Here is a 21,479-nt window from a genome sequence, read left to right on the forward strand (position 1 = left end):
GGATTTGTTATGAACATCAAGGTATTAGGTCCCGGTTGTATGAACTGTAAGACTCTAGAAAAACGAACCATCGAAGCTTTGCAGGAATTAAAAATGGATGCTGCTGTCGAAAAAGTAACGGATTATCAACAGATTGCTTCTTATGGCATTATGCGTACACCCGGTTTGGTAATCGATGAAAAAGTCGCAACTTCCGGATTTGTACCGACAGTGGAAAAAATTAAAGAACTTCTCCTTGCTCATCGGAGCGTATAATGAATAAATTGTTTGAACGCAATACCATCAGCTTCACATTGGTCTTGTTAGCCGTATGGATTATTATCTATATGGCATTGCAGCCTCTTGCAGATGGATTTATTTCTCTTATACGGTTGACTTCCGGTGAACACTTAACGGAATCTGTCCGGTTTTTCGTGTTTGAAGTGCCCAAAGTACTGCTCCTTTTGACTCTTATCGTGTTCGCAGTCGGTATTGTGCGTACATATTTTTCTCCTGAACGCACACGCAAAATCCTCGAGGGGAAATCCCTTTTTACCGGAAATGTCCTTGCAAGTATGCTCGGAATTGTCACACCGTTTTGTTCGTGTTCTGCAATTCCACTCTTCATCGGATTTGTAGAATCTGGTGTGCCTCTGGGAGTCACATTTTCATTTCTGATTGCTGCTCCTATGATTAACGAAATTGCTGTGGTATTGCTCTTTGGATTGTTCGGCTGGCAAACGGCATTATTATATGTGAGCACGGGATTGGTCATAGCCATTACCGCCGGTTATGTGATCGGCCGCTTGAAAGTAGAACACTTGGTGGAAGATTGGGTGTATCAAATCCATTCGAATCCGAATGCGATTGAAGAAGCGAAATTAACATTTCGTGATAGGATTCAATTCGGATATGATGCGGTGAAGGACATTGTCGGGAAAGTCTGGCCGTACCTTCTCGTTGGTATCGGTGTCGGTGCCGGTATTCACGGATATGTACCGGAAAATTTTATGGCCGGACTCATGGGCAAATCAGCATGGTGGTCGGTTCCCATCGCTGTTATTATCGGTGTCCCGCTCTATTCCAATGCGGCAGGAATAATCCCCATCGTTCATGCCCTGCTCGAAAAAGGAGCATCACTTGGAACGACACTTGCATTTATGATGGCGGTTATCGGATTATCACTGCCGGAAACGATCATTCTCCGAAAAGTCCTCAAATTGAAACTGATCTCCATTTTTGTCGGTGTCGTGGCTGTCGGTATCATAATCGTAGGCTATCTCTTTAATATTGTGTACTAAAAAATGGAGATGTTATGAAAGTTCAAATTCTCGGGTCGAGCTGTACGAAGTGTAAAACGCTTGAAGAACGAGTTCGTCAATTAGTCGCAAAACATCAACTACCTATAGAAGTTGAAAAAGTGACCGATATTCAAGAGATGATAAAATTCGGGATTTTAGCAACTCCCGGTTTAGTGATCGATGGAGTATTGAAAAGTGTCGGATCTATACCTAAAGACACTCAACTTCTTGAATGGATGAAAGGATAGCATGTATGAAGAAACAGATCATTGTAACTCTCTTACTCAGTATTATGGTTTGCACATTTGCAATTGCTCAATCAAAGAAATCGATTAAACGAGCGAAGCCAGTGCCAGCTCTAAAAGATTCGAGCAAAATTGTTACAAAGCCTCTTGTTACATTTATCGAGCTTGGTTCTGTCAGATGCATTCCTTGCAAAGCTATGCAGCCTGTTATGAAATCCATCGAAGAAAAATATGGAAGCCAGGTCAAGATAATTTTTTATGATGTCTGGCAGCAAGACCAATCGCATTTTGCACAGGTGTATAAGATCCGTTTGATACCCACACAGGTATTTCTGGATTCCAAGGGCAATGAGCTTATGCGGCATGAAGGTTTTTTCCCGGAGAAGGACATTGATGCGTTCCTGCAATCGAAAGGTCTAAAACCTAAATCTAACGATAAAGGATAATGTATGGAATCTCTTTTCACATCGTTAACAGAAGCTCTCTATGGCAGTTATTCGCTTGCACTGCTTGCCTCTTTTGTCTGGGGAATCCTGAGCATCCTTCTTAGTCCTTGCCATCTTTCCAGCATCCCGCTCATTATCGGATTTCTTACAGCGCAAGGTGAAAAGAAAATGTCTCGCGGAATTCTTCTCTCGTTTATTTTCTCTCTTGGTATCTTTATCACCATTGCCGTCATAGGAATTATTACAGCAGCTTTGGGACGCATTATGGGCGATGTCGGTATCTATGGCAAATGGTTTGTCGCAATAATCTTTTTTGTTGTCGGATTATATTTAATGGATATTATTCGCCTTCCCGACACAAATGTTGGATTGAGACCGATGGGAATTCGTTCTCCATTATTATCAGCATTAGTGCTTGGTCTGGTTTTCGGCATTGCTTTAGGGCCCTGCACATTTGCATATATGGCTCCGGTGCTCGGTGTTGTATTCCAACTTTCTACAACAAATACAATTGCAGCCGGTTTGCTTTTGCTTGCCTTCGGTGTGGGACATTGCGGGGTCATTGTTACTGCCGGTGGACTTGCTTCTCGCATTCAGTCGTATCTCGATTGGACGAATAAATCAAACACAGTTCTTTGGACAAAACGTGTTGCCGGTTTCCTTGTGGTGCTCGGAGGTATCTATACATTATATTCTTCATAAAAGAGAAGATATAGAAACATGTCAAAATCTTGTTGTATAAAACCGATAGCAAAGATAATTAATGTTGGAAACTTTGATGCAGGAATTATTGGTTTGGAAGAAACACTGAAGCATATCTACGTTTCAGGTATTAAGGATGAAGAGCAACTTAAAACCGAACTCCTTCAGTTGGTCAAAGATTATGGAAATTATATTTCACCCGGAACAGAATCTGATTACAAAGACGCTTTGTTTCGGGAGTATCGCAAGTTTATTGAAAAGCAGAACAAGGAGTAAGGTATGCAAATCGACAACTCTAAAGAATGGCATTGACTATTGCCTGCGTAATATGCCGACCTAAGAAGCCATGAAAAAGATCGCAGCCGCATTTGAGAATCCGGTATAAGAATCCGTTCTTCCAATTTTAAAATATTTTATAAAGAGGGAACGGCTTAAATATTGCATTTGTTTATACAAATATATATATTTGTCTAAGCAAATATAGAGGATACAGATGAAAAACCTATCTAAAATATTTAAGACACTTTCCGATGAATCTCGGTTGAGGATCTATTATCTCATTCTTGCATCGGATGAGTTGTGTGTATGTGATATTGAGAAAACTCTTCGTTTTTCTCAAACAAAGGTCTCCCGTCATCTTTCATATCTCCGCAAAGCAGGCCTCGTAAAGTACCGTAAGCAAGGACTTTGGATGCTCTATTCTATCGCGGAGTCTCAGAGTGCTGAACAACGACAATTATTACAGTCAATTGCTGCCGGACTGAAGGCGAATCCAGTGGCGCAACGCGACACTCAGCTCCTTGCCAAAAATATTCAGCGTGGATGCTGCACAACGTACTCCGTTCTTAAGCCTCATCTAATGCCTGCACTCGTAGGAGCTCAATAATATGCCTCAATCATCTATTATGAATACACAAATTCGCGAATTGATTGCCATTGGGGCATCTATCGGGGGAAACTGTCTGCCATGCCTGCGCTATCATTTTGCGGAAGCAATGAAGGCAGGCTGTAATATAGATGATGTTTCTGAAGCAATTGCGCTTTCTAAAAAGGTAAAAGAACGCCCTATTGCAGATATTTATAAATTAGCAGACGAGCTTCTTCAGAGCGGACGAAAAGAACAGTAATATCAACGATAATCAAAGAGGAATACCATGCCAACATATGAATTTCATTGTAAAGAATGTGGGTACACATTTGAGTCTTTCTTGACAGTTGCGGATAAGGAACGAAAGGACCGCGAAGCTTCTATCACATGCGAAAAGTGTGGAAGCAGTAAGATTGAACAGGTATTCGGTGGCTTTTCAATCCTCACTGGTTCTCAGGTGAATCAAAAGACCGGTGGTGGTTCAAGCTGCTGTAGTGGCGGGAATTGTTGCTGAGTGCGAAATGGCGACAGTCCACATTTTTGGTTTGCCGATGAAAGCATGCGATCCAGCCAAAACGTGGAAAGCAGCGGCAGACCTGATTGGCCGCCGGCTTGCATCGAGGTATGGAGAGAATGTCCGCACGGTGTATGTTGAATTATATTCACCGGAATCGTTCAAGTTTGAGAATATTATGAATTTGCTCAAGGAAGGTCAGGCTCCTCCTTTTGTAACTGTCGATGGTAAGCTCATTCAGAATGGCGGTAAACTTTCAGAGCGTACTATTGCACAAGAGCTTGAACGAATACTTACAGCCGAAGAGTAAATGATAAAAGATGGAGATCAATACAGTATGCATACGACTGAAAAGCAGAAGGAAGTAAGCACAATAGATATTAATAATGCTGCGCTTAAACTTGGCAATGCCATTGTTGAAACGGCAGAGTATCAAGCATATAGTGATGCAGAAAAACGTTTCCAGAACGACCTCCAAGCTCAGGCATTGCTTAAAAAACATGAGGAAGCTCAGCAAGCGCTTCAATTGATGTGGCGATTAAAAAGTTCAACCGAAGAGGCAATGCAGCAGGTCAGACAAATAAAGAAATTAATCGAGTCAAATCAGACGCTCACGGCATATTTTGCTGCTCAGGAAAATCTAGTTCCATTGCTCAGAGAATTGAATGAATTTATCAGCGAAAAGCTCAATATGGATTTTTCCGGATTGTCCAAACCCCAGCGTGGGTGCTGTGGATAGAAGAGGAGATGACAATGTTAAATACACAACTTCAAACTGATGCCGAACTGTTTGTGAATGCTCTGATAAATTCCCACGAGATGAAAGCCTTTGTGAAAGCGAAAGCTGAATTTCAAGGAAATCCTGAATTGCGCGAAGTCCGGAAGCAGTTCGGTGAGAAACAGACCATGGCCCAATCAAAGCAATCTCATGGAACAATTACACAAGAAGAAATTGACGATGTGCGCGCACTTCAAAAAAAACTCAACTCGCACCCTGTCACATCGACCTATACTCAAACACGTCAAGTAATGGTGAACCGATTGCATGAATGCAACGATGTACTGAGTAAAATATTGAGATTTGATTTTGCCTCTGCAGCTGCGCCACCATCGTGCTGTGGATAGGAGTAGCTAATGTTTGATTATGAAAACAATATTAAATGGAGAATCAACTGATGGTACGTTACTTGAATTCTAAAAACATTGGATCAATAATGATCGTCTTTGCCCTAGTCACCATTTTAATCTGTATGAGTGATTCTGCTAATTCACAAACGGCAAATCGTTCAAAAACTCAAAAGCAGACAATGGGGAAAAGTTCTTCTGCACCCGAATCAGCAAATAAGGCAATTGCACAGGCTCAGCAAAATGGCGATTACCTGTATATAATGTTTTATGAAAAGAAAGACGATTCTTACCAAGAAATGCGGAAGACCGTTCAGGCCTTCGTAAAAAAATCGGTCAAACCGATAAAGACTTATGAAGCCATGACAACTGATAGCAAGGAATCGGATGTGATTCAAAAATATGGCATTAATCAAGCGCCACTTCCCATTCTCCTTGTATTCGCACCCAACGGTGCGATAACGGGCGGCTTCCCTCAAAAAGCCACGGAGAAACAGCTTACAGATTGTATGGTCCCAAATTTGATTATGAATATTTTAAAAACAGTTCAGTCAGGTAAAATCGCATTAATATTGCTTCAGAATAAGAATACAACGTTAAATACCGAAGTGGAAAATGTCGCTGTAGAATTCTCTAAAGATACACGTGTCGCTGGCTATGTGGATATCATTAAGCAGGATCCGAGTGAGGGTAATATAAAAGACTTTCTCACGCAGTGTAAAGTAGAGAACACATCAACAGAAGCCTCTACCGTTATGATTGTCCCGCCGAATAAAATTGGCGGTGTATTTAAGGGAAAAATAACCAAGGAAACTCTTATTGCTGGTTTAGCCTCGTGTTCCGGTGGTAGTTGCTGTGGTTCCAAGAAGTAGGAAGAGTAAAAAATGAAAATAAGAAAATTAGTTTTTAAGGAAACATTTCAACGCGGAAACCAATTAGTAACCAGTTTAACTGCGATTACACTTGGCATTGCTGTTATTGTAGGCATCAAGAACATTAGCGTCTATTCAGAAAAAGCGGTATCGAGAGAATTGGATGCTCTGGGGGCTAATGTTCTCATCCTGCCTAAATCAGCGACGGTACAGGATTACTACAGTGCCGATTTTCAGGAAGAAGAAATTCCGGAAAGCTATGTGGACGTTTTAATCAATTCGGATATTCAAGGTCTTGATAATCTCTCTCCTAAACTGAGCGTTCCGGTCGAAGTCAATGGACAGAAAACAGTCCTTACAGGAATTATGCCGAAAAATGAATTTAAGTCGAAGGCCACTTGGCAGGGAGCTTTGGGAGTTTTTTCCAGACCGGAAGGATGCGGAACCGTTCCAAATATCCCCGGCCTGACTGACTCTAAGAAAACTCAGGTGCGAAAACGTGTGATCGAAGATTTATCAGGGAATGCTGTTCTGGTAGGCTGCGATATTGCACAAAAGCTAAAACTGCAAGAAGGAGATTCCCTTCGCATATTAAAACAAACATTCTTTGTCAATGCAGTGCTGCCAGTAACCGGCACAGTGGATGACAACAGAATCTTTGCACATCTCCACACTGTTCAAAATCTGAATAACCGCAAGTCTGCTTTAAATGTCATTGAAATCGTAGGTTGCTGTTCTGAGATTTCCAAAGGACTTATTCAAAAACTGAACAAACTGTTGCCCGATGCCAAAGTTGTTACTATTACGCAAATCGTAAGCACGCAAATCAATACCAATAATATGATGAATAATTTATCTCTTCTTTTGCTGATTATTATTGTCATCATTGGCGGTGCCACCATCGCAAATTATATGTTTGCAAATGTGTATGAACGACGGCGCGAAATAGGCATTCTCATGGCTATGGGAGCAACGCCGGGTTGGATCGTCAAACTATTTTTACTCAAATCCCTTCTCATAGGTCTTGCAGGCGGAATTATCGGATACATTGTGGGAACACTCATTGCAGTTGTCCTGGGGCCGAGGCTGGCGGATATTCCAGTGCTTCCTATACCAATGCTAGCCGTGTATGGGATCCTTGTTTCAATACTCGTTTCTCTCATCGCGAGTATTTTACCGATAATCAGGGCGACCAAAGTAGATCCACATGTCATTATGCAAGAGGATTGATTTCATGATAAAAGTCGAAAATATCAATAAGGTTTTTACGGGCAGGCATACAAAGGTTCAAGCGCTGAAGAATATCTCACTTGAAATTAAAGAAGGTGAATTCTTGAGCATTATCGGCCCAAGTGGTTCCGGAAAAAGCACACTGCTCCTCACGCTGGGAGGCATGAGTTCGCCAACGTCTGGAAAAGTATTCTGGAAGAACGATCCTATCTATGAGTGGAAGTTAAATAAACGAGCAGATTGGCGCGCACAAAACATTGGTTTTGTGTTTCAAACGTTTAATTTGCTGCCGTATTTGAATGTTTATGACAACGTTCAAATATCTTTGAGCTTGTCTGCTCCAAATGGCAGGAATGGAAAAGATATCCTAAGCATTTTGAATCGGATGGGTTTGTCGGAACGTCTCGAACATCTTCCAAGCGAATTGAGCGTGGGACAACAACAGCGCGTCGCTTTGGCAAGGGCGCTGGTAAAAAATCCGCATTTAATATTGGCGGATGAACCTACAGGTAATCTTGATCCAGGTACAGCTTCCGAAATAATAAATATTCTTAAAGAAGTGAATAAAAAAGGAAAGACCGTTGTCCTGGTTACACATGATCCAAACTTGGCAAACCTATCAGACCGGTCTGTCAAAATCGTTGATGGAGAGATACGCTCTGTTTAATTTACGCTGAAAGGATGCATGAATTATGGCACAGCAAAAAGTTAAAACATTTTATGGATATGACAGAGAACTTTCGTCATTAGCGAAAAGTCTCTCACATCCTGCGCGGGTAGCAATTTTGTTGCAGCTCGCCAGTGTTAAAGGGTGTAGCTGTGCAAATTTTGTTGAAGCACTTCCTCTTGCTCAGGCAACAGTATCGCAGCATTTATCGGTTTTAGTCAAATTAAATCTTGTGATCCGAGAACAGAAGGGAACAATGTCTTGTTATTCAATCAACACGGAGAAGCTGGAACGGCTTTCAAAGCTTGTTCAGGATTTTCTCTCGTGTATGAAGGGTGGTTTTCGAATCCAAAATTGCTGTAAATAGTATGAGATGTTAGGAGAATGAAATATGACAATGCAACAAATTAAATTAATTCAAATCGAAATCTTTGATCCGCCCATGTGCTGCCCAAGCGGATTATGCGGGCCGGATATTGATCCTGCACTGCTGGATATTAGTGAAGCAATATTAAAAATTAAAAAAGAATATGATGGAAAAGTGCACATAGAAAGATATTTACTCAGCCAGCAAGGGCAGAAGTTTATGCAGCAGCCGGAAGTCATGAAACGTCTCCAAACAAACGGTGTTGAGATACTTCCGATTACTCTCATGAATGGCAAGGTAGTAAAAGAAAAATCATATCCATCGTATGATGAGTTTATGAAATTTGTAAAAGATAAATAATAAAACATAATTCGAATGAATCTGATATCATAAAATGAATAACACAAAATATATTTTCTTCAGCGGTAAAGGTGGCGTAGGTAAAACAACGATGGCTTGTGCAACAGCCGTTCACTATGCAAATGAAGGTAAAAGAACCTTAATAGTTACGACCGATCCGGCGAGTAATCTGGCCGATGTCTTTGAAACAGAGATTGGACATAAAATTACACCCTTGATGAATAATCTTTGGGGAATGGAAATTGACCCGGATAAAGCGACTGAAGAATATCGCGAAAGAATACTCTCGCCCATGCGAGCCGTTATGCCCGAAAGCGTCATGGTGGTCTTGGAGGAGCAATTTAATTCTCCATGCACAACGGAAATTGCCTCATTCGATCGATTCGTCGATTTCATGGTCGCTGAAAAAGAGGGCAAAGGCGAGAAGTATGACGCGGTCATTTTTGACACTGCACCTACCGGACATACAATCCGCCTTCTTGAATTACCTGTGGATTGGAGCAAGCACATCGAAGAAAGCGCAAAAGGTGAGGGCAATACTTGCATCGGTCCCGTTGCCTCTATCCAGGAAAACAAAGTGAAGTATGATGAAGCTACTCGACTTCTCGGTGATGCAAAGAGAACGACCTTTATGTTTGTTCTACAGCCTGAAGAAACGTCCGTCTACGAGACAAAACGATCATCAAATGAATTAAAGGAAATCGGTGTTAAAAATGTTGAATTGATTATTAATGGTATACTCCCGAAGGCAGTATGCGAGCATCCGTTCTTCAAGAGCAGATATGAAATGCAGCAGAAGTATATGAAAATCATTCAGTCCGATTTTCCGCTGAAGATCAGAAAAATGTATCAGCGCGACGGTGAGATTAAAGGCCTGGAAAGAATACTAAATATTGAGCGGGACTTATTTGCCAATTCCACTGATCAGACCTACTCCCTCGGTAATGGCGAATTGGTAAAAACACACTTCAAAGAATTTGAAGCAGATTCAATTGACGAAATAATTAAGCCAAACGGCAAAACCAAATCAATATTCTTCACGGGAAAGGGTGGAGTCGGGAAAACTGTAATTTCTGTGGCGACAGCGTATAAATTCGCATCAGAAGGCCACAAGACCCTTCTTTTAACCACCGATCCGGCTTCGCATATTGGCGAAGTGCTCGAACAGCATATCACTGACAAAATTCAAAAGGTGGAGGGCGTTCCCCATCTTTGGTCTGTCATCGTAGACCAGGAAAAAGCGACGATAGAATACAAGCAAAGGATTATTGAAGAATCAAAATCCAAGTATTCTGAAGATATGATGATAGCCATTAAAGAAGAACTGGAATCCCCTTGTACGGAAGAAATGGCGGCATTCGATAAATTTATGAGCTATGTGGAAAGTGATGAGTATGACTTTGTTATTTTCGATACAGCTCCAACCGGACATACTCTGCGATTACTTGAACTTCCATTTGATTATAGCGATCAGGTCAGCCTGATGGTGACGACGAATCAAAAAAGTCAGGATGCGAAATCAGTCACTCAAAAAAGGTTTGATAAAGTTATCGCAAGGATGAAAGATTCCGAACGGTCCATATTCTCATTTGTTGTCTATCCGGAATCAACGCCGGTCGTTGAGGCCTACCGCGCAATGCTTGATTTGAAAGAAGCCGGGATTCAAACTCAGTTCATTGTTGCGAATCAAGTGCTTGATCCGGAATACTGCACAAATAAATATTTCATCAAAAGAAGAATAATGCAGGAAAAATACCTTGCAGAAATAAAGGAAAGGTTTCGATTGCCGGTTACCGTGATGCCCCTTCTGGAATCGGAAATAAAAGGTATTGCAATGATTCAAAAGGCATCGGATTTGCTATTCAGGAACAATGTCCTAGCGTAGCGTATAAATGCTGACTCAAGTTTAGTAAACATAATAAGGTTGGAAATAAAATGAAAATACTCATTCTCTGTACCGGTAATTCTTGCCGAAGCCAGATAGCGGAGGGATTCCTCAAGTCATTCGATCCAAACTTGGAGGTATATTCTGCCGGCACGAACCCCGCGCAAAAGGTTCATCCCAAAGCGATTCAAGTGATGAAAGAAGTTGGCATCGATCTCTCATCGCACAAAACCAAACTCGTGGATCAATTTCTAAACGATTCTTTTGATTATGTGATAACGGTATGCGATCACGCAAAAGAAACCTGTCCAGTTTTCATCGGCAAAGTCACACATCGTCTGCATATGGGATTCGACGATCCCGCAGTAGCAACCGGAACAGAAGAGGAAGTTCTTTCTGTATTCAGAAAAGTACGCGACCAAATAAAACATAATTTCAACTCTTTTTATACTAAAAATCTAAAAACGAATTAAGGGCTATCGCAATGGAACAAGTATCGAAAAGGTTATCATTCATTGACAGGTATCTGACCCTGTGGATATTCATTACAATGTTTTTGGGGGTAGCAGCCGGATCTATCTTCCCCGACATTGCTGGTTTCTGGGATTCGTTAAGCTCCGGCACAACAAACATCCCCATTGCAATCGGATTAATTCTCATGATGTATCCTCCGCTTGCAAAAGTGAAATATGAAGAACTGCCTGTCGTCTTCAAAAATGTGAAACTGCTTTCATTATCATTAATCCAAAACTGGATTGTCGGTCCGTTGGTTATGTTTATTCTTGCACTTGTGTTCTTGCCTGATAAACCAGAGATGATGATTGGTGTCATTCTCGTAGGACTTGCGCGTTGCATTGCCATGGTACTGGTGTGGAATGATCTGGCAAAAGGCGATTCTGAGCTTGCCGCCGGGCTTGTTGCCTTCAACGCTATCTTTCAAGTATTTCTCTATTCAGTATATGCCTACTTTTTTATCACCGTATTACCACCGCTTTTTGGATTCAAAGGAGCACTTGTAGAAATATCTATTAGGGAAATTGCTGTTACTGTTCTTATCTATCTTGGCATACCATTCTTTGGCGGAATGATAACCCGCGCAAGCCTGATTAAGATTAAAGATAAAGAATGGTATCACAAAACATTTGTCCCGAAAATTTCGATTCTTACTCCCATTGCATTGCTCTTTACCATTTTTGTGATGTTCTCGCTCAAAGGTGAAAAGATTGTCGAATTGCCGCTTGATGTCGTAAGAGTTGCTATCCCATACTTGTTTTATTTTGCCGGTATGTTTTTTATTACTTTCTTTATTGCAAAGAAGATGGGAGCTGGTTATGAAAAATCAACAACTACGGCATTTACCGCCGGCAGTAATGATTTTGAATTAGCCATTGCTGTGGCCGTTTCGGTGTTCGGAATAAATTCACAAGCAGCATTTGCAACCGTGATTGGTCCCTTGGTGGAAGTGCCCGCGCTTATAGGGCTGGTAAATGTTGCACTGAGGTTTAGGAAAAAATACTTTGCAGTACAATAAATTGCTCAATTATCACTCAATCTGGATCAATGACGGGGAGTAGTATAGTACTCGATATTTCCATATCTTTTAAGTATATGAAAATAGAACAAATTCAGAATGTTGATAACGAATCGGAACTGGTTCAGAAAGCGCAAAATGGAGATCAACGCGCGTTTTCATTGCTGGTAAAGAAATACGAATCAACTGTCTATAGCTTTGCCTACAAAGTGTGTCGCAATGAAGAAAAGGCTGAAGAGACTCTTCAAGATACATTTGTGAATGTTTATCGGAAACTTGATCAGTTCAATGGAAAGGCGAAGTTCAGTACGTGGCTTTATCAGATCGTTACGAATAATTGTCTGATGAAGAGAAGAAAAACTAAGCTGGACAAATCATCTGTTTCAATTGAATCTCCAGAGAACGCACAGGAAGATTCAGAACTTCAAGGCGATGGAGCACCGCTTCAGACACTTGTTTCGTTAACACAGACGCCGCAGGATGAAGTGGTGAACAAGGAACTCCGTGAGCTTCTCGACACTGCTATTCTGAAATTACCAATGGAACAGCGGATTGTTTTCATTTTGCGCGATGTTGAAGGACGATCTTCGGAAGAAGCTGCCAAAATTCTCAAGGTTTCTATTCCGGCAATAAAATCCAGGCTTCGTCGTGCACGCGTGTTCTTACGCGAGCAATTACAGGAGTATATGGAAGTATGAAAACGAAAACTGTAAACAAACTACATTGTAGCGAAGTGGCAAAATATGTCTGCGAGAATCTGGACGAACATCTGAATTCCAGAAAATGCCGCGCAATCAGAAAGCATCTTCAAACCTGTCCAAAATGCACGTCGCAATTAGAGTCACTTAAAAAAACCGTATTTCTTTATCGAAATTGCCCTGTTCCTGGCATTTCAGAACAATCCCACAAGAAGTTAATGGCTGGTTTGTCATTGATGATAGCGAAGAAATAATTACCTGCTGTAGTTGCAGCATTCCGCTCAATTTCTACTTCTCATAATTCTTTTTCTTTTAGATGAACCCTTTTCGCCCAACTCTGCATCCTATTACTGAACACTTGAATTAGAACTATGGATTCTCCAATATTGAAAATTATATTATGGCACTTACAATAAATTCTTATGTATGTCCGCAGAACCATCGTTGTCCTATCTTGAACATTTGTCCCATGGAAGCAATATCTCAAGAAGGTAAAGGCTTGCCTGTTATTGATGAAAGCAAATGTGCTGAATGTATGGATTGTGTCAGTTATTGTCCCATGCAAGCTGTCCAACAAAATTAAAAGCGGTTCTTATTTACAACGTCAAGGCAGTGGAAGGACAACCGCGATAGCAAATGCGACAAAGCATTGTTGTCAAATCACAACTGCTGTTTCTTACGTTCCCCAATTGTCAAGATAAGTCCCATACCTGCGCCATATGCAGTGCTTATCCAGGGATTGCGTGTGATTGGACATGTGCCGGTACTGCATCCGATATAGTAATAGTATGCGTATCCTCCTAAAGCCCCGATAAGAGAAAACAGTATCCGCTTTCGCCAGATTGATCCTGCCAAGTATTCTTTCAGCCGAAGAATGAGTGATTTCATTGAACTACCGCTGCTTCTTGGTTGGATATTATCAAATCACTGTCAATAATTCTTTTCAATTCGTTTTTCGGCAAGGCACCCAACGCCATCTTCGGCTCTCCATTGAGCGGAATAAAGAGCAGCGAGGGAATACTTTGAATACCGAACATGCCTGCAAGCTCTTGCTCTTCTTCCGTATTCACTTTATAGAAATTTACCTTCCCGGCATATTCTTTGGAAAGTTCATCAATGACCGGACCTACCATACGGCACGGCCCGCACCACGGCGCCCAAAAGTCCACGAGTGCTGGAAGATTCCCCTCATATTTCCACTCTTTATTCTTTTCAAAATTAAAGACTTTATCGCGGAAGGTTTCTTTGTTGAGATGTTCTGACATGGTTGTTCTCCTTTGTTAATTTATTACATTATCTTTGTTACAGATAAGATGATGGTGAAATGAAAACGATTCATCTTTCTTAGAAAAAATTTTTAATACACGAATCCTTTCCAGTCTGCCGGCATCCTATCTATAAACCGTTTACATACATAAAGGAGCAATATCATGAAACGAAATATGGGTTCCATCGACAAAGGTGTTCGTATTCTTGTTGCTGCAGTTATAGCGGTTCTGTACTTTACAGGTCAAATCAGTGGTACACTAGCCATAATTTTTGGTATCCTTGCAGTCATATTTCTATTGACAAGTGCAATCGGGTTCTGCCCGTTGTATCTGCCGTTGAAGCTTTCGACAATAAAAAAGAAAGATGCTTAAAGGAAACCAAGTGCAGCAACGAATCATTGTCAGAAATGTGTTGAAGGGAATTGGTTTCCTTGGGATCGTTCTCTTTCTTCTGGGAATCCCCAGGAATTATTTTTTATTGATCGGTTCAGGTGCTGCACTCTTTCTTGGCCTCACAGATTTCGGCAGGCAGTGTCCTTTGATTCTTTCTGTTCAATATCATCTTAACAGGATGAAATCAAAGAGACAGTCTCAAGTTATCTAACGTATTGGACGGTTCTTGTTTTTATCACTTTTCTCTTGTTAATTGACAAGGGAATATTCACCAGCGATAAAAAGGACTCCATAACTATGGGAAATATAATTTCATATCTGCTTTTAGGTTTAGCCGCTGGCATTCTTAGCGGACTTGTAGGGATAGGCGGCGGCATTTTGTTTGTTCCCGCACTTGTATTTCTTTTTGGTTTTTCACAACAGCAGGCACAGGGAACGACACTTGCACTTCTCGTTCCTCCAATTGGTCTTCTTGCAGCATGGACATATTATCAACACGGTTTTGTGGATTTAAAGGTAGCAGCATTTATCGCAGCTGGCTTTATTGTCGGCAGCTTACTCGGTGCGCGCTATGCGATAGGAATATCAAACGATATGCTCGGAAAAATATTTGGTGTATTTCTTGTAGCTGTTGGACTGAAGATGATTTTTGGAAAGTAATTGAAAAATGATACAGAATGAAGAGCTCATCAACGAGCAACAATTTCTGCACCTCAATCAGATACGACAATCTGAACTCATTACGAAACATTGCTCTAGCATTGAAAAGAGCATACGCGATGCTCGATCCAAAGTAGAAGCGGAACAGATTGCAAGCAAAGCATATAATAAATTTGAAAGTGAATGTACAAGCAGCATTGTCCGTTTGGCACTTGCGCAATACATGCAAGCTAAAGTAACGCACTATTGGAGTAAGAAATAATTTTATTCGAGAGACGATATGCACGAACGCAGATTTCATGGAGAAATAGAACGCCTTCGAACCCCGCAACGCCTTGCACTCCTCGAAGTAGAACGGGTTGTCGACCTGTGTCTTGAAGGAATTCAAGCGACAAATGTGTTGGATGTGGGAACAGGAAGCGGAATATTTGCAGAAGCATTTTCAAAAAGAGGAATGAATGTAACAGGGATTGATCCGAATCCAGAAATGTTAAAGGCAGCAAAGGACTTTGTCCCTGCCGGAAAATTTCAACAAGGTACAATTGAGGAAATACCATTTAAAGACAAATCAGTCGATCTCGTTTTCTTGGGCCATGTCCTGCACGAATCGGACAATATTGTTAAAGCACTTTCCGAATCCAAACGTGTAGCAAAGCAAAAAGTCTGCGTCCTTGAATGGCCATACAAACAGGAAGAAAGTGGCCCACCCTTAGAACACCGTCTTAAATCAGAAGAAATTCTTACAGCTGTAAAACAAGCGGGCTTCTCTTCTGTGGAAACAATTCAGTTACTGCATATGGTGTTGTTTAGATTAATCATCTGATTGCCTAACGCTGGTAAAATCATGCGTTAACTCACCCAACCTACATCTTTCCATTTTTTGACAATACGCTCTAAACGGATTTCAATATCTGCATAAAATTTAATGCGATTTGCTAATAATTCTCTTTTTTCGAGGTTTTTACACGGTACAATAGTTGCTAATTATAAATGTAACTATGAAAACCGAGACAAAAGAATCGACAGTCTATTCTATTGGTAAAGTTGCCAAATTGCTTGGGGTGTCAGCCCAAATACTCCGGCTTTATGAAGAACGCGGATTAATGCTCATTCAAAAAAGTGCTGGCAATCAGCGTATCTACACGGAAGATGATATAGAACGTATTCGATGTATTCGCAACGCCATCAACGAACAGAAGATCAGTATGGAAGGTATTCGTAAGATTCATTCTCTGATACCTTGCTGGGAAATGGTGAGTTGTCCTCCGGAAAAACGAAATGACTGCCTTGCATACGGCTCACACAATGCCGGGTGCTGGACCTTCGAACAAAAGAACACCGATTGTGCAACACGCGAATGCCGGTTATGTAAAGTGTATCAACTTTCATCTGATTGCGGGAATATAAAGAAACTGATTCAACGATCACTCAGTGTCTCTGAGCGAAAAGATTCTTCCTCTTAAAACAAGGAATCCATTCACATGAATAAAACGATTATCAGCGTCGGGCTTGGTGTTCTTGTGTTTTCGTTGACTGTCATGTTGACTCTATCTGATCATGGCACACCAACAACACCGCTTACGACCTTGCGCAAGAAATACCGTCAGAAAGAAACACCCTCTGTCGACCACACACAATTTTCGCAGCTCAAAAAACATTTTTCCAAACCGCAGGAAGTCACTTTTGCATGCATTGCTTGCCATAACGAACGCCACAAAGAAGTGATGCAATCCAGTCATTGGAATTGGGAACGACAGGAGTATGTGGAAGGAAAAGGAATACGAACGCTCGGCAAGAAAAATATTCTGAACAATTTTTGTATCGGCATTTCCGGCAATGAACAAAGCTGCAACAAATGTCATATTGGATACGGCTGGGGAGATGAGAAATTTGATTTTAAGAATCCGCTGAATGTTGACTGCCTTGCATGCCATGATAATAGCAACAAATACATAAAAGCAGTTGGCGGAGCCGGCATGCCCGACGCTTCGGTGAATTTAGCAAATGTCGCTCAGCATGTCGGAAAACCGATGCGCGCGAATTGCGGAACATGCCATTTCTTCGGCGGCGGTGGAAATAATGTGAAGCACGGCGACCTTGAAAACGCGCTCTTCGATCCCTCGCGCGATGTCGATGTGCATATGGCGTCGGACGGAGAAGATATGCAGTGCGTGGATTGCCATACCGCACGCAAACATCAGATGCTCGGCAAGATGTATTCCGTTTCTTCCATGAACCGCAACCGCGTCGAATGCGAGCAATGCCATACAACCCTTCCGCATGCAGATGATGTTCTGAATAAGCATACGTTAAAAGTGGCCTGCCAGGCCTGTCATATTCCTGAATACGCTAAGGTCAATCCAACTAAATTGCATTGGGATTGGTCAACAGCGGGAAAATTAAAGGACGGAAAGCCGTACGAAGAAACTGATTCTAACGGCGTCGATGTGTATATGTCCATCAAAGGGTCATTTGTTTGGGGCAAGAATCTGAAACCGGAATATATCTGGTTCAACGGAACCGCATCGCACTATTTGGTTGGTGATACGATAAACCCTTCGGCACCGGTAAAACTCAATACGTTATATGGGAGCTATGATGATCCTGATTCAAAGATTGTTCCGGTGAAAATACATCGTGCGAAACAAATTTATGACCTGCAGAACAAATACCTTATTCAGCCGAAAACCTTTTCAACAAAAAAAGGGGATGGTGGATACTGGAAAGAGTTCGATTGGAACAGGGCATCTGAAGAAGGAATGAAATTAATTAACCTTCCCTATAGCGGTAAGTACGGTTTTATAGAAACTGAAATGACTTGGCCGGTGAATCATATGATTTCACCGAAAATCAAAACCGTGCCGTGTGCAGAATGCCACACACGCAATAATGGGCGAATCGCTTCTCTTACCGGATTCTACATCCCTGGAAGAGATTATATTTCCTGGGTAGAATATCTTGGAACTGGATTAATTCTGATCACACTTGCTGGTGTGCTGATTCATGGCGGTGTGCGCATAGCAGCATCGCGAAAGCAGAAGGAGAAAAATACATGAAACGTGAATATGTCTATAAATCCTTCGAACGCTTCTGGCACTGGATGCAGGCACTATTGATTATCTTTCTCGGGTTCACGGGATTTGAAATTCATGGCAGTATTCATTTTTTCGGATTCGAGCAAGCCGTAAAACTCCATAACAGTGCTGCAATAGCATTTCTGGTTTTAATTGTCTTTGCTATTTTCTGGCACGTCACGACGGGTGAATGGCGCCAATACTTGCCTACACGAAAATACCTTCGTGCACAGATGGAGTATTACATTCTTGGAATATTTCGTAATGCACCGCACCCTACAAAGAAAACGGTACTGAGCAAATTGAATCCTCTTCAAAAGATTGTCTATGCCGGGTTGAAAGTGATCGTGATACCATTGATGGTTTTCAGCGGTCTCGTGTATATGTTTTACAGATATCCGCAGCGATACGAAGTAATTAGCCTCAATATCGCCGGATTAAAAGTGGTGGCAACCTTGCATACGCTTGGTGCATTTTTCTTGGTATGTTTCTTCATTGCACATCTCTACCTTATTACCACTGGACATACCATCACTTCCAATCTGAAAGCGATGCTCACAGGATACGAGGAATTGCCTGACCATGAACACACATCATCTGATAAAACGAAGAAAAATTGACGAGGAGATGATTATGAAAACAAAGTATATGAATCCGTATCTTGCCGGTTTCTTTTTAGGACTTGTGTTGCTGGCAGCAATTTTTATAACAGGTCGCGGCCTTGGTGCCAGCGGTGCCATCAAAAGCATTGTCGTTGCAACAGTTGATGGTGTTGCTCCTGCACATGCGGAACAATCAGCATTTTATGGATCGTATGTCGGCGCAGGAAAAGACAGTCCATTGAAATCGTGGCTGGTGTTTGAAGTAGCCGGAGTGCTCATCGGCGGCTTTCTCTCCGGTTTGATTTCAGGCAGATTGAAATTCGTGAGTGAAAGCGGTCCGCACACTAGGAATATATCGCGTTGGATATTTGCAGCAATTGGCGGAGCATTATTTGGAATCGGCGCTCAATTTGCTCGTGGATGCACCAGCGGTGCTGCACTCACCGGTATGGCGGTACTTTCGACAGCCGGCTTCATTACCATGACGGCAATTTTTGGATCCGGATATATGATTGCCTATTTCTTCCGTAAGCTGTGGCTATAGGAGAAACGACCATGGGACCATTCGTACCTGAACTTATTTCTGATCAATTAAATTTGATTGTTGCCTTGCTCATTGGCATTGGTTTCGGTTTTGTATTGGAGCAAGCCGGTTTTTCTTCTTCACGTAAACTTGCGGGAGTTTTCTATGGTTATGACTTCACTGTACTGCGTGTGTTCTTTACAGCGGCCCTCACAGCGATGAGCGGCATCTTACTGCTGGCGTATTTCGGTTACCTCGACCTTCAATCGATCTACATGAATCCGACATGGTTGATGCCTGCAATTGTTGGCGGAGTGATTATGGGATTCGGATTCATCATAGGCGGATACTGCCCTGGAACATCGATTTGCGCTGCTGCAATTGGAAAGATCGATGCCATGTTCTTTGTCGGTGGAGGAATTTTGGGCGTCTTTGCATTCGGTGAACTCTATCCGTTGTATCATACTTTTTATGAATCGACAGCACTGGGACCGATCACAGTATTTGATTCGCTCGGTATCTCGCAAGGGTTGTTTGCATTCATCCTTATTACCGTCGCAGTCACTGCTTTCACAATAACGACGGTGATAGAAAAAAGAGCGAATAAATCTTCTGCACCATCCTTGGAATTCAAACCATTAAAGCACAAAATTGCTGGTACTGGCATTATACTGCTAGGTGTTGTGTTTTTGTTTCTGCCATCCCGCCAAGCACATTTGACAGAAAAAGTGCAGAGTGCATCATATACTATAACACATAGCGTGAAAATCATGTCACCTGACGAGCTTGCATATCGCATCATCGACAGGGAAAGCAGCGTACAGGTTGTGGATACGCGTCTGTCTGAACAATTTGCCGCACTCGCATTACCTGGCTCGATCAATGTGCAGATAAAAGACCTGTTTGGAAAAGAATTGACACCGATTCTTTCTGATCGGCGCATAGTCAAAGTAGTCATTGGACAAAATGAAAATGATAGCCGGACTGCGGCATTGCTCTTACAGGAATTGGGATATGAAAATATCGCTATGCTACAAGGTGGTTTGGAAAATTTTCAGAAGACCATCCTCATTCCAAAATTGGAATCCACGGGCAGTCGATGGGATGCAGATGTGAATACATTTCGTGCAAACGCATCTACAACAATTTCCCAGATGATCGCCGATGCGAAGAATAGGCAGCCTAAAGCTGCAAAGGTGCAAAAGAAGATTCAGGGTGGATGTTGATCAAAAGCTTGCGTCTAGTATCTATCGGTTTGAGTTTCGCAGCCGAATAATATTTTTCATAATTCGATCATTCTTATCACAATCTCGTTGTTCAATAACACATCGAGATTTTTTTATTAGCATAGTTCACTTTCGTATATAAAATTTCTTCAATCACTTTTCCTAAAAATCAAGCAGGCAAATCTGCCTGCTTGTTCCTGCTTTCAAATCCTCCAAAATGTATCCCCGTCATTGGTGAATAATCTCACTGATGAGGCGTTAGCAGTCTCAATCGCAGTTTTCGGTATCAATTCGAAGTCGCGTTTGCAACCGTCATAGGTCCGTTAGTCGAAGTTCCCGTTCTTATCAGTTTGGTACATGTTTCTTTATGGTTAAAGAAGAGATACTTCAGAAGTGATAAAACCGTATAGCGAATTGTAAAGAGAAAGAATCGATCAGCAGTGAAATTCTATCAGAAGCCCGTTTCTTAAATCAACCTCGTAATTTACCTGGTTATACATTGAAATAGAAAAAACTTGACAAAGCAATATTATCTCATTATAATATAAACACACGTTTATATAAGTATACATTGATATGGATGACAGCATAAAACTACAAAATCTTTTTCAAACCCTCGGTGATGCAAACAGGCTGAAGATTATTCGGATCATCGGTGACCAACGACGGTCTGTTTCAGAGATCGTTGGAATGTCAGGGCTTTCTCAGCCGCTCGCATCGCACCATCTTCGAGTGCTCAGAGAACAGAATATTCTGAAGACAAAACGGGAAGGGCCGTTTATCTATTACGAATTATCGGATGTGCGCATGCTCGATGCTCTCGGCATTTTCTCGGAACTGCTCATCAACTCCGTCAACAAAACACGAGGTAGAGAAACTATGTTTACGTGCCGGGAACAATGGATGAAATTCTTTAACAATAAATAATCATAGGAGGAGTCGA

The 21,479-nt window shown here is 41.6% G+C and carries 33 protein-coding genes; 31 read left to right on the plus strand and 2 right to left on the minus strand.

Going from position 1 to position 21,479, the window contains the following annotated elements; genetic code table 11:
* Positions 1–9 precede the first annotated feature (9 nt).
* The 20 genes from NTX44_11920 to NTX44_12015 all read left to right on the plus strand — a co-directional run bounded on the left by NTX44_11920 (position 10) and on the right by NTX44_12015 (position 12,790).
* Entirely contained in the window at positions 10–255 is a 246-nt protein-coding gene (locus NTX44_11920; GenBank protein ID MCX6122306.1) for a thioredoxin family protein, read from the plus strand.
* On the plus strand, positions 255–1,280 hold the full coding sequence (locus tag NTX44_11925) for a permease (GenBank protein MCX6122307.1): 1,026 nt from the start codon (positions 255–257) through the stop codon (positions 1,278–1,280). Before NTX44_11920 ends, NTX44_11925 begins: the two co-directional genes overlap by 1 nt.
* 14 nt (positions 1,281–1,294) lie before the next feature.
* Entirely contained in the window at positions 1,295–1,528 is a 234-nt protein-coding gene (locus NTX44_11930; GenBank protein MCX6122308.1) for a thioredoxin family protein, read from the plus strand.
* A 5-nt stretch (positions 1,529–1,533) separates the two neighbouring features.
* The gene (locus NTX44_11935; protein ID MCX6122309.1) at positions 1,534–1,971 is read left to right on the plus strand and encodes a thioredoxin family protein; all 438 of its coding nucleotides are present in this window, start codon (positions 1,534–1,536) and stop codon (positions 1,969–1,971) included.
* Positions 1,972–1,974: 3 nt separating this feature from the next.
* Positions 1,975–2,673, plus strand: coding sequence for a cytochrome C biogenesis protein (locus tag NTX44_11940; GenBank protein ID MCX6122310.1), 699 nt, complete (start codon positions 1,975–1,977; stop codon positions 2,671–2,673).
* A gap of 18 nt (positions 2,674–2,691) precedes the next feature.
* Complete coding sequence (locus tag NTX44_11945) at positions 2,692–2,949, plus strand: hypothetical protein (GenBank protein MCX6122311.1); 258 nt, start codon at positions 2,692–2,694, stop codon at positions 2,947–2,949.
* Positions 2,950–3,166: 217 nt separating this feature from the next.
* Positions 3,167–3,559, plus strand: coding sequence for a metalloregulator ArsR/SmtB family transcription factor (locus tag NTX44_11950; GenBank protein ID MCX6122312.1), 393 nt, complete (start codon positions 3,167–3,169; stop codon positions 3,557–3,559).
* Between the two features lies 1 nt (position 3,560).
* Entirely contained in the window at positions 3,561–3,800 is a 240-nt protein-coding gene (locus tag NTX44_11955) for a carboxymuconolactone decarboxylase family protein (protein MCX6122313.1), read from the plus strand.
* 262 nt (positions 3,801–4,062) lie between these two features.
* The gene (locus tag NTX44_11960; GenBank protein MCX6122314.1) at positions 4,063–4,365 is read left to right on the plus strand and encodes a hypothetical protein; all 303 of its coding nucleotides are present in this window, start codon (positions 4,063–4,065) and stop codon (positions 4,363–4,365) included.
* 27 nt (positions 4,366–4,392) lie between these two features.
* Positions 4,393–4,794: a YlbF family regulator gene (locus NTX44_11965; GenBank protein ID MCX6122315.1), complete on the plus strand. Its 402-nt coding sequence runs from the start codon at positions 4,393–4,395 to the stop codon at positions 4,792–4,794.
* Positions 4,795–4,808: 14 nt separating this feature from the next.
* Positions 4,809–5,180, plus strand: a complete 372-nt coding sequence (locus NTX44_11970; GenBank protein ID MCX6122316.1) for a YlbF family regulator — start codon at positions 4,809–4,811, stop codon at positions 5,178–5,180.
* 35 nt (positions 5,181–5,215) lie between these two features.
* A complete protein-coding gene (locus NTX44_11975) occupies positions 5,216–6,052 on the plus strand; it encodes a hypothetical protein (GenBank protein MCX6122317.1) in 837 nt (278 codons plus the stop codon).
* A 12-nt stretch (positions 6,053–6,064) separates the two neighbouring features.
* A complete protein-coding gene (locus NTX44_11980) occupies positions 6,065–7,282 on the plus strand; it encodes an FtsX-like permease family protein (protein ID MCX6122318.1) in 1,218 nt (405 codons plus the stop codon).
* A 4-nt stretch (positions 7,283–7,286) separates the two neighbouring features.
* A complete protein-coding gene (locus NTX44_11985; protein ID MCX6122319.1) occupies positions 7,287–7,949 on the plus strand; it encodes an ABC transporter ATP-binding protein in 663 nt (220 codons plus the stop codon).
* A 25-nt stretch (positions 7,950–7,974) separates the two neighbouring features.
* The gene (locus tag NTX44_11990; protein MCX6122320.1) at positions 7,975–8,316 is read left to right on the plus strand and encodes a helix-turn-helix transcriptional regulator; all 342 of its coding nucleotides are present in this window, start codon (positions 7,975–7,977) and stop codon (positions 8,314–8,316) included.
* 24 nt (positions 8,317–8,340) lie between these two features.
* Positions 8,341–8,676, plus strand: a complete 336-nt coding sequence (arsD, locus tag NTX44_11995) for an arsenite efflux transporter metallochaperone ArsD (GenBank protein MCX6122321.1) — start codon at positions 8,341–8,343, stop codon at positions 8,674–8,676.
* A gap of 34 nt (positions 8,677–8,710) precedes the next feature.
* A complete protein-coding gene (locus NTX44_12000) occupies positions 8,711–10,561 on the plus strand; it encodes a TRC40/GET3/ArsA family transport-energizing ATPase (GenBank protein ID MCX6122322.1) in 1,851 nt (616 codons plus the stop codon).
* A gap of 50 nt (positions 10,562–10,611) precedes the next feature.
* On the plus strand, positions 10,612–11,034 hold the full coding sequence (locus tag NTX44_12005; protein MCX6122323.1) for an arsenate reductase ArsC: 423 nt from the start codon (positions 10,612–10,614) through the stop codon (positions 11,032–11,034).
* Between the two features lie 11 nt (positions 11,035–11,045).
* Positions 11,046–12,092, plus strand: coding sequence for an ACR3 family arsenite efflux transporter (gene arsB / locus NTX44_12010; GenBank protein MCX6122324.1), 1,047 nt, complete (start codon positions 11,046–11,048; stop codon positions 12,090–12,092).
* A gap of 77 nt (positions 12,093–12,169) precedes the next feature.
* Positions 12,170–12,790 carry a sigma-70 family RNA polymerase sigma factor gene (locus NTX44_12015; protein ID MCX6122325.1) on the plus strand — a complete coding sequence of 207 codons (621 nt, stop codon included), beginning with the start codon at positions 12,170–12,172 and terminating at the stop codon, positions 12,788–12,790.
* Positions 12,791–13,450: 660 nt separating this feature from the next.
* Here the strand turns inward: NTX44_12015 and NTX44_12020 are convergent.
* Complete coding sequence (locus NTX44_12020; GenBank protein ID MCX6122326.1) at positions 13,451–13,678, minus strand: DUF6132 family protein; 228 nt, start codon at positions 13,676–13,678, stop codon at positions 13,451–13,453.
* Complete coding sequence (trxA, locus tag NTX44_12025; protein ID MCX6122327.1) at positions 13,675–14,055, minus strand: thioredoxin; 381 nt, start codon at positions 14,053–14,055, stop codon at positions 13,675–13,677. The genes NTX44_12020 and trxA overlap by 4 nt, the downstream gene beginning before the upstream one ends.
* A gap of 165 nt (positions 14,056–14,220) precedes the next feature.
* On the opposite strand from trxA, the gene NTX44_12030 reads away from it, so the two are divergent.
* The 11 genes from NTX44_12030 to NTX44_12080 all read left to right on the plus strand — a co-directional run bounded on the left by NTX44_12030 (position 14,221) and on the right by NTX44_12080 (position 21,463).
* Positions 14,221–14,430: a DUF2892 domain-containing protein gene (locus tag NTX44_12030; protein ID MCX6122328.1), complete on the plus strand. Its 210-nt coding sequence runs from the start codon at positions 14,221–14,223 to the stop codon at positions 14,428–14,430.
* Between the two features lie 10 nt (positions 14,431–14,440).
* Positions 14,441–14,662 carry a hypothetical protein gene (locus tag NTX44_12035; GenBank protein ID MCX6122329.1) on the plus strand — a complete coding sequence of 74 codons (222 nt, stop codon included), beginning with the start codon at positions 14,441–14,443 and terminating at the stop codon, positions 14,660–14,662.
* A complete protein-coding gene (locus NTX44_12040; GenBank protein ID MCX6122330.1) occupies positions 14,635–15,111 on the plus strand; it encodes a sulfite exporter TauE/SafE family protein in 477 nt (158 codons plus the stop codon). Before NTX44_12035 ends, NTX44_12040 begins: the two co-directional genes overlap by 28 nt.
* Positions 15,112–15,118: 7 nt before the next feature.
* Entirely contained in the window at positions 15,119–15,373 is a 255-nt protein-coding gene (locus NTX44_12045; protein ID MCX6122331.1) for a hypothetical protein, read from the plus strand.
* 18 nt (positions 15,374–15,391) lie between these two features.
* Complete coding sequence (locus tag NTX44_12050) at positions 15,392–15,934, plus strand: class I SAM-dependent methyltransferase (protein ID MCX6122332.1); 543 nt, start codon at positions 15,392–15,394, stop codon at positions 15,932–15,934.
* A 175-nt stretch (positions 15,935–16,109) separates the two neighbouring features.
* Entirely contained in the window at positions 16,110–16,574 is a 465-nt protein-coding gene (locus tag NTX44_12055) for a MerR family transcriptional regulator (GenBank protein ID MCX6122333.1), read from the plus strand.
* An 18-nt stretch (positions 16,575–16,592) separates the two neighbouring features.
* The gene (locus tag NTX44_12060) at positions 16,593–18,167 is read left to right on the plus strand and encodes a tetrathionate reductase family octaheme c-type cytochrome (protein ID MCX6122334.1); all 1,575 of its coding nucleotides are present in this window, start codon (positions 16,593–16,595) and stop codon (positions 18,165–18,167) included.
* Positions 18,164–18,805 carry a cytochrome b/b6 domain-containing protein gene (locus NTX44_12065; GenBank protein MCX6122335.1) on the plus strand — a complete coding sequence of 214 codons (642 nt, stop codon included), beginning with the start codon at positions 18,164–18,166 and terminating at the stop codon, positions 18,803–18,805. The genes NTX44_12060 and NTX44_12065 overlap by 4 nt, the downstream gene beginning before the upstream one ends.
* Positions 18,806–18,818: 13 nt before the next feature.
* Complete coding sequence (locus tag NTX44_12070; protein MCX6122336.1) at positions 18,819–19,331, plus strand: YeeE/YedE thiosulfate transporter family protein; 513 nt, start codon at positions 18,819–18,821, stop codon at positions 19,329–19,331.
* 11 nt (positions 19,332–19,342) lie between these two features.
* The gene (locus NTX44_12075) at positions 19,343–20,536 is read left to right on the plus strand and encodes a YeeE/YedE thiosulfate transporter family protein (protein MCX6122337.1); all 1,194 of its coding nucleotides are present in this window, start codon (positions 19,343–19,345) and stop codon (positions 20,534–20,536) included.
* A gap of 576 nt (positions 20,537–21,112) precedes the next feature.
* Complete coding sequence (locus NTX44_12080) at positions 21,113–21,463, plus strand: metalloregulator ArsR/SmtB family transcription factor (GenBank protein ID MCX6122338.1); 351 nt, start codon at positions 21,113–21,115, stop codon at positions 21,461–21,463.
* Positions 21,464–21,479 lie beyond the last annotated feature (16 nt).

This window comes from Ignavibacteriales bacterium, from assembly GCA_026390575.1.
Lineage (GTDB): Bacteria > Bacteroidota > Ignavibacteria > UBA10030 > UBA10030 > Fen-1298.

Excerpts from the sequence above, each read along its gene's own strand:
- NTX44_11950 (MCX6122312.1), top strand. The coding sequence starts at position 3,167 with ATGAAAAACCTATCTAAAATATTTAAGACACTTTCCGATGAATCTCGG.
- arsB (MCX6122324.1), top strand. The coding sequence starts at position 11,046 with ATGGAACAAGTATCGAAAAGGTTATCATTCATTGACAGGTATCTGACC.
- NTX44_12080 (MCX6122338.1), top strand. The coding sequence starts at position 21,113 with ATGGATGACAGCATAAAACTACAAAATCTTTTTCAAACCCTCGGTGAT.
- NTX44_11955 (MCX6122313.1), top strand. The coding sequence starts at position 3,561 with ATGCCTCAATCATCTATTATGAATACACAAATTCGCGAATTGATTGCC.
- NTX44_11960 (MCX6122314.1), top strand. The coding sequence starts at position 4,063 with ATGGCGACAGTCCACATTTTTGGTTTGCCGATGAAAGCATGCGATCCA.
- NTX44_11990 (MCX6122320.1), top strand. The coding sequence starts at position 7,975 with ATGGCACAGCAAAAAGTTAAAACATTTTATGGATATGACAGAGAACTT.
- NTX44_12005 (MCX6122323.1), top strand. The coding sequence starts at position 10,612 with ATGAAAATACTCATTCTCTGTACCGGTAATTCTTGCCGAAGCCAGATA.
- NTX44_11940 (MCX6122310.1), top strand. The coding sequence starts at position 1,975 with ATGGAATCTCTTTTCACATCGTTAACAGAAGCTCTCTATGGCAGTTAT.
- NTX44_12065 (MCX6122335.1), top strand. The coding sequence starts at position 18,164 with ATGAAACGTGAATATGTCTATAAATCCTTCGAACGCTTCTGGCACTGG.
- NTX44_12075 (MCX6122337.1), top strand. The coding sequence starts at position 19,343 with ATGGGACCATTCGTACCTGAACTTATTTCTGATCAATTAAATTTGATT.
- NTX44_12060 (MCX6122334.1), top strand. The coding sequence starts at position 16,593 with ATGAATAAAACGATTATCAGCGTCGGGCTTGGTGTTCTTGTGTTTTCG.
- NTX44_11930 (MCX6122308.1), top strand. The coding sequence starts at position 1,295 with ATGAAAGTTCAAATTCTCGGGTCGAGCTGTACGAAGTGTAAAACGCTT.
- NTX44_12015 (MCX6122325.1), top strand. The coding sequence starts at position 12,170 with ATGAAAATAGAACAAATTCAGAATGTTGATAACGAATCGGAACTGGTT.
- NTX44_12020 (MCX6122326.1), bottom strand. The coding sequence starts at position 13,678 with ATGAAATCACTCATTCTTCGGCTGAAAGAATACTTGGCAGGATCAATC.
- trxA (MCX6122327.1), bottom strand. The coding sequence starts at position 14,055 with ATGTCAGAACATCTCAACAAAGAAACCTTCCGCGATAAAGTCTTTAAT.
- NTX44_11965 (MCX6122315.1), top strand. The coding sequence starts at position 4,393 with ATGCATACGACTGAAAAGCAGAAGGAAGTAAGCACAATAGATATTAAT.
- NTX44_11920 (MCX6122306.1), top strand. The coding sequence starts at position 10 with ATGAACATCAAGGTATTAGGTCCCGGTTGTATGAACTGTAAGACTCTA.
- NTX44_11975 (MCX6122317.1), top strand. The coding sequence starts at position 5,216 with ATGGAGAATCAACTGATGGTACGTTACTTGAATTCTAAAAACATTGGA.
- NTX44_11985 (MCX6122319.1), top strand. The coding sequence starts at position 7,287 with ATGATAAAAGTCGAAAATATCAATAAGGTTTTTACGGGCAGGCATACA.
- NTX44_11945 (MCX6122311.1), top strand. The coding sequence starts at position 2,692 with ATGTCAAAATCTTGTTGTATAAAACCGATAGCAAAGATAATTAATGTT.
- NTX44_12030 (MCX6122328.1), top strand. The coding sequence starts at position 14,221 with ATGAAACGAAATATGGGTTCCATCGACAAAGGTGTTCGTATTCTTGTT.
- NTX44_11980 (MCX6122318.1), top strand. The coding sequence starts at position 6,065 with ATGAAAATAAGAAAATTAGTTTTTAAGGAAACATTTCAACGCGGAAAC.
- NTX44_12045 (MCX6122331.1), top strand. The coding sequence starts at position 15,119 with ATGATACAGAATGAAGAGCTCATCAACGAGCAACAATTTCTGCACCTC.
- NTX44_11935 (MCX6122309.1), top strand. The coding sequence starts at position 1,534 with ATGAAGAAACAGATCATTGTAACTCTCTTACTCAGTATTATGGTTTGC.
- arsD (MCX6122321.1), top strand. The coding sequence starts at position 8,341 with ATGACAATGCAACAAATTAAATTAATTCAAATCGAAATCTTTGATCCG.
- NTX44_11925 (MCX6122307.1), top strand. The coding sequence starts at position 255 with ATGAATAAATTGTTTGAACGCAATACCATCAGCTTCACATTGGTCTTG.
- NTX44_12070 (MCX6122336.1), top strand. The coding sequence starts at position 18,819 with ATGAAAACAAAGTATATGAATCCGTATCTTGCCGGTTTCTTTTTAGGA.
- NTX44_12055 (MCX6122333.1), top strand. The coding sequence starts at position 16,110 with ATGAAAACCGAGACAAAAGAATCGACAGTCTATTCTATTGGTAAAGTT.
- NTX44_12050 (MCX6122332.1), top strand. The coding sequence starts at position 15,392 with ATGCACGAACGCAGATTTCATGGAGAAATAGAACGCCTTCGAACCCCG.
- NTX44_12000 (MCX6122322.1), top strand. The coding sequence starts at position 8,711 with ATGAATAACACAAAATATATTTTCTTCAGCGGTAAAGGTGGCGTAGGT.
- NTX44_11970 (MCX6122316.1), top strand. The coding sequence starts at position 4,809 with ATGTTAAATACACAACTTCAAACTGATGCCGAACTGTTTGTGAATGCT.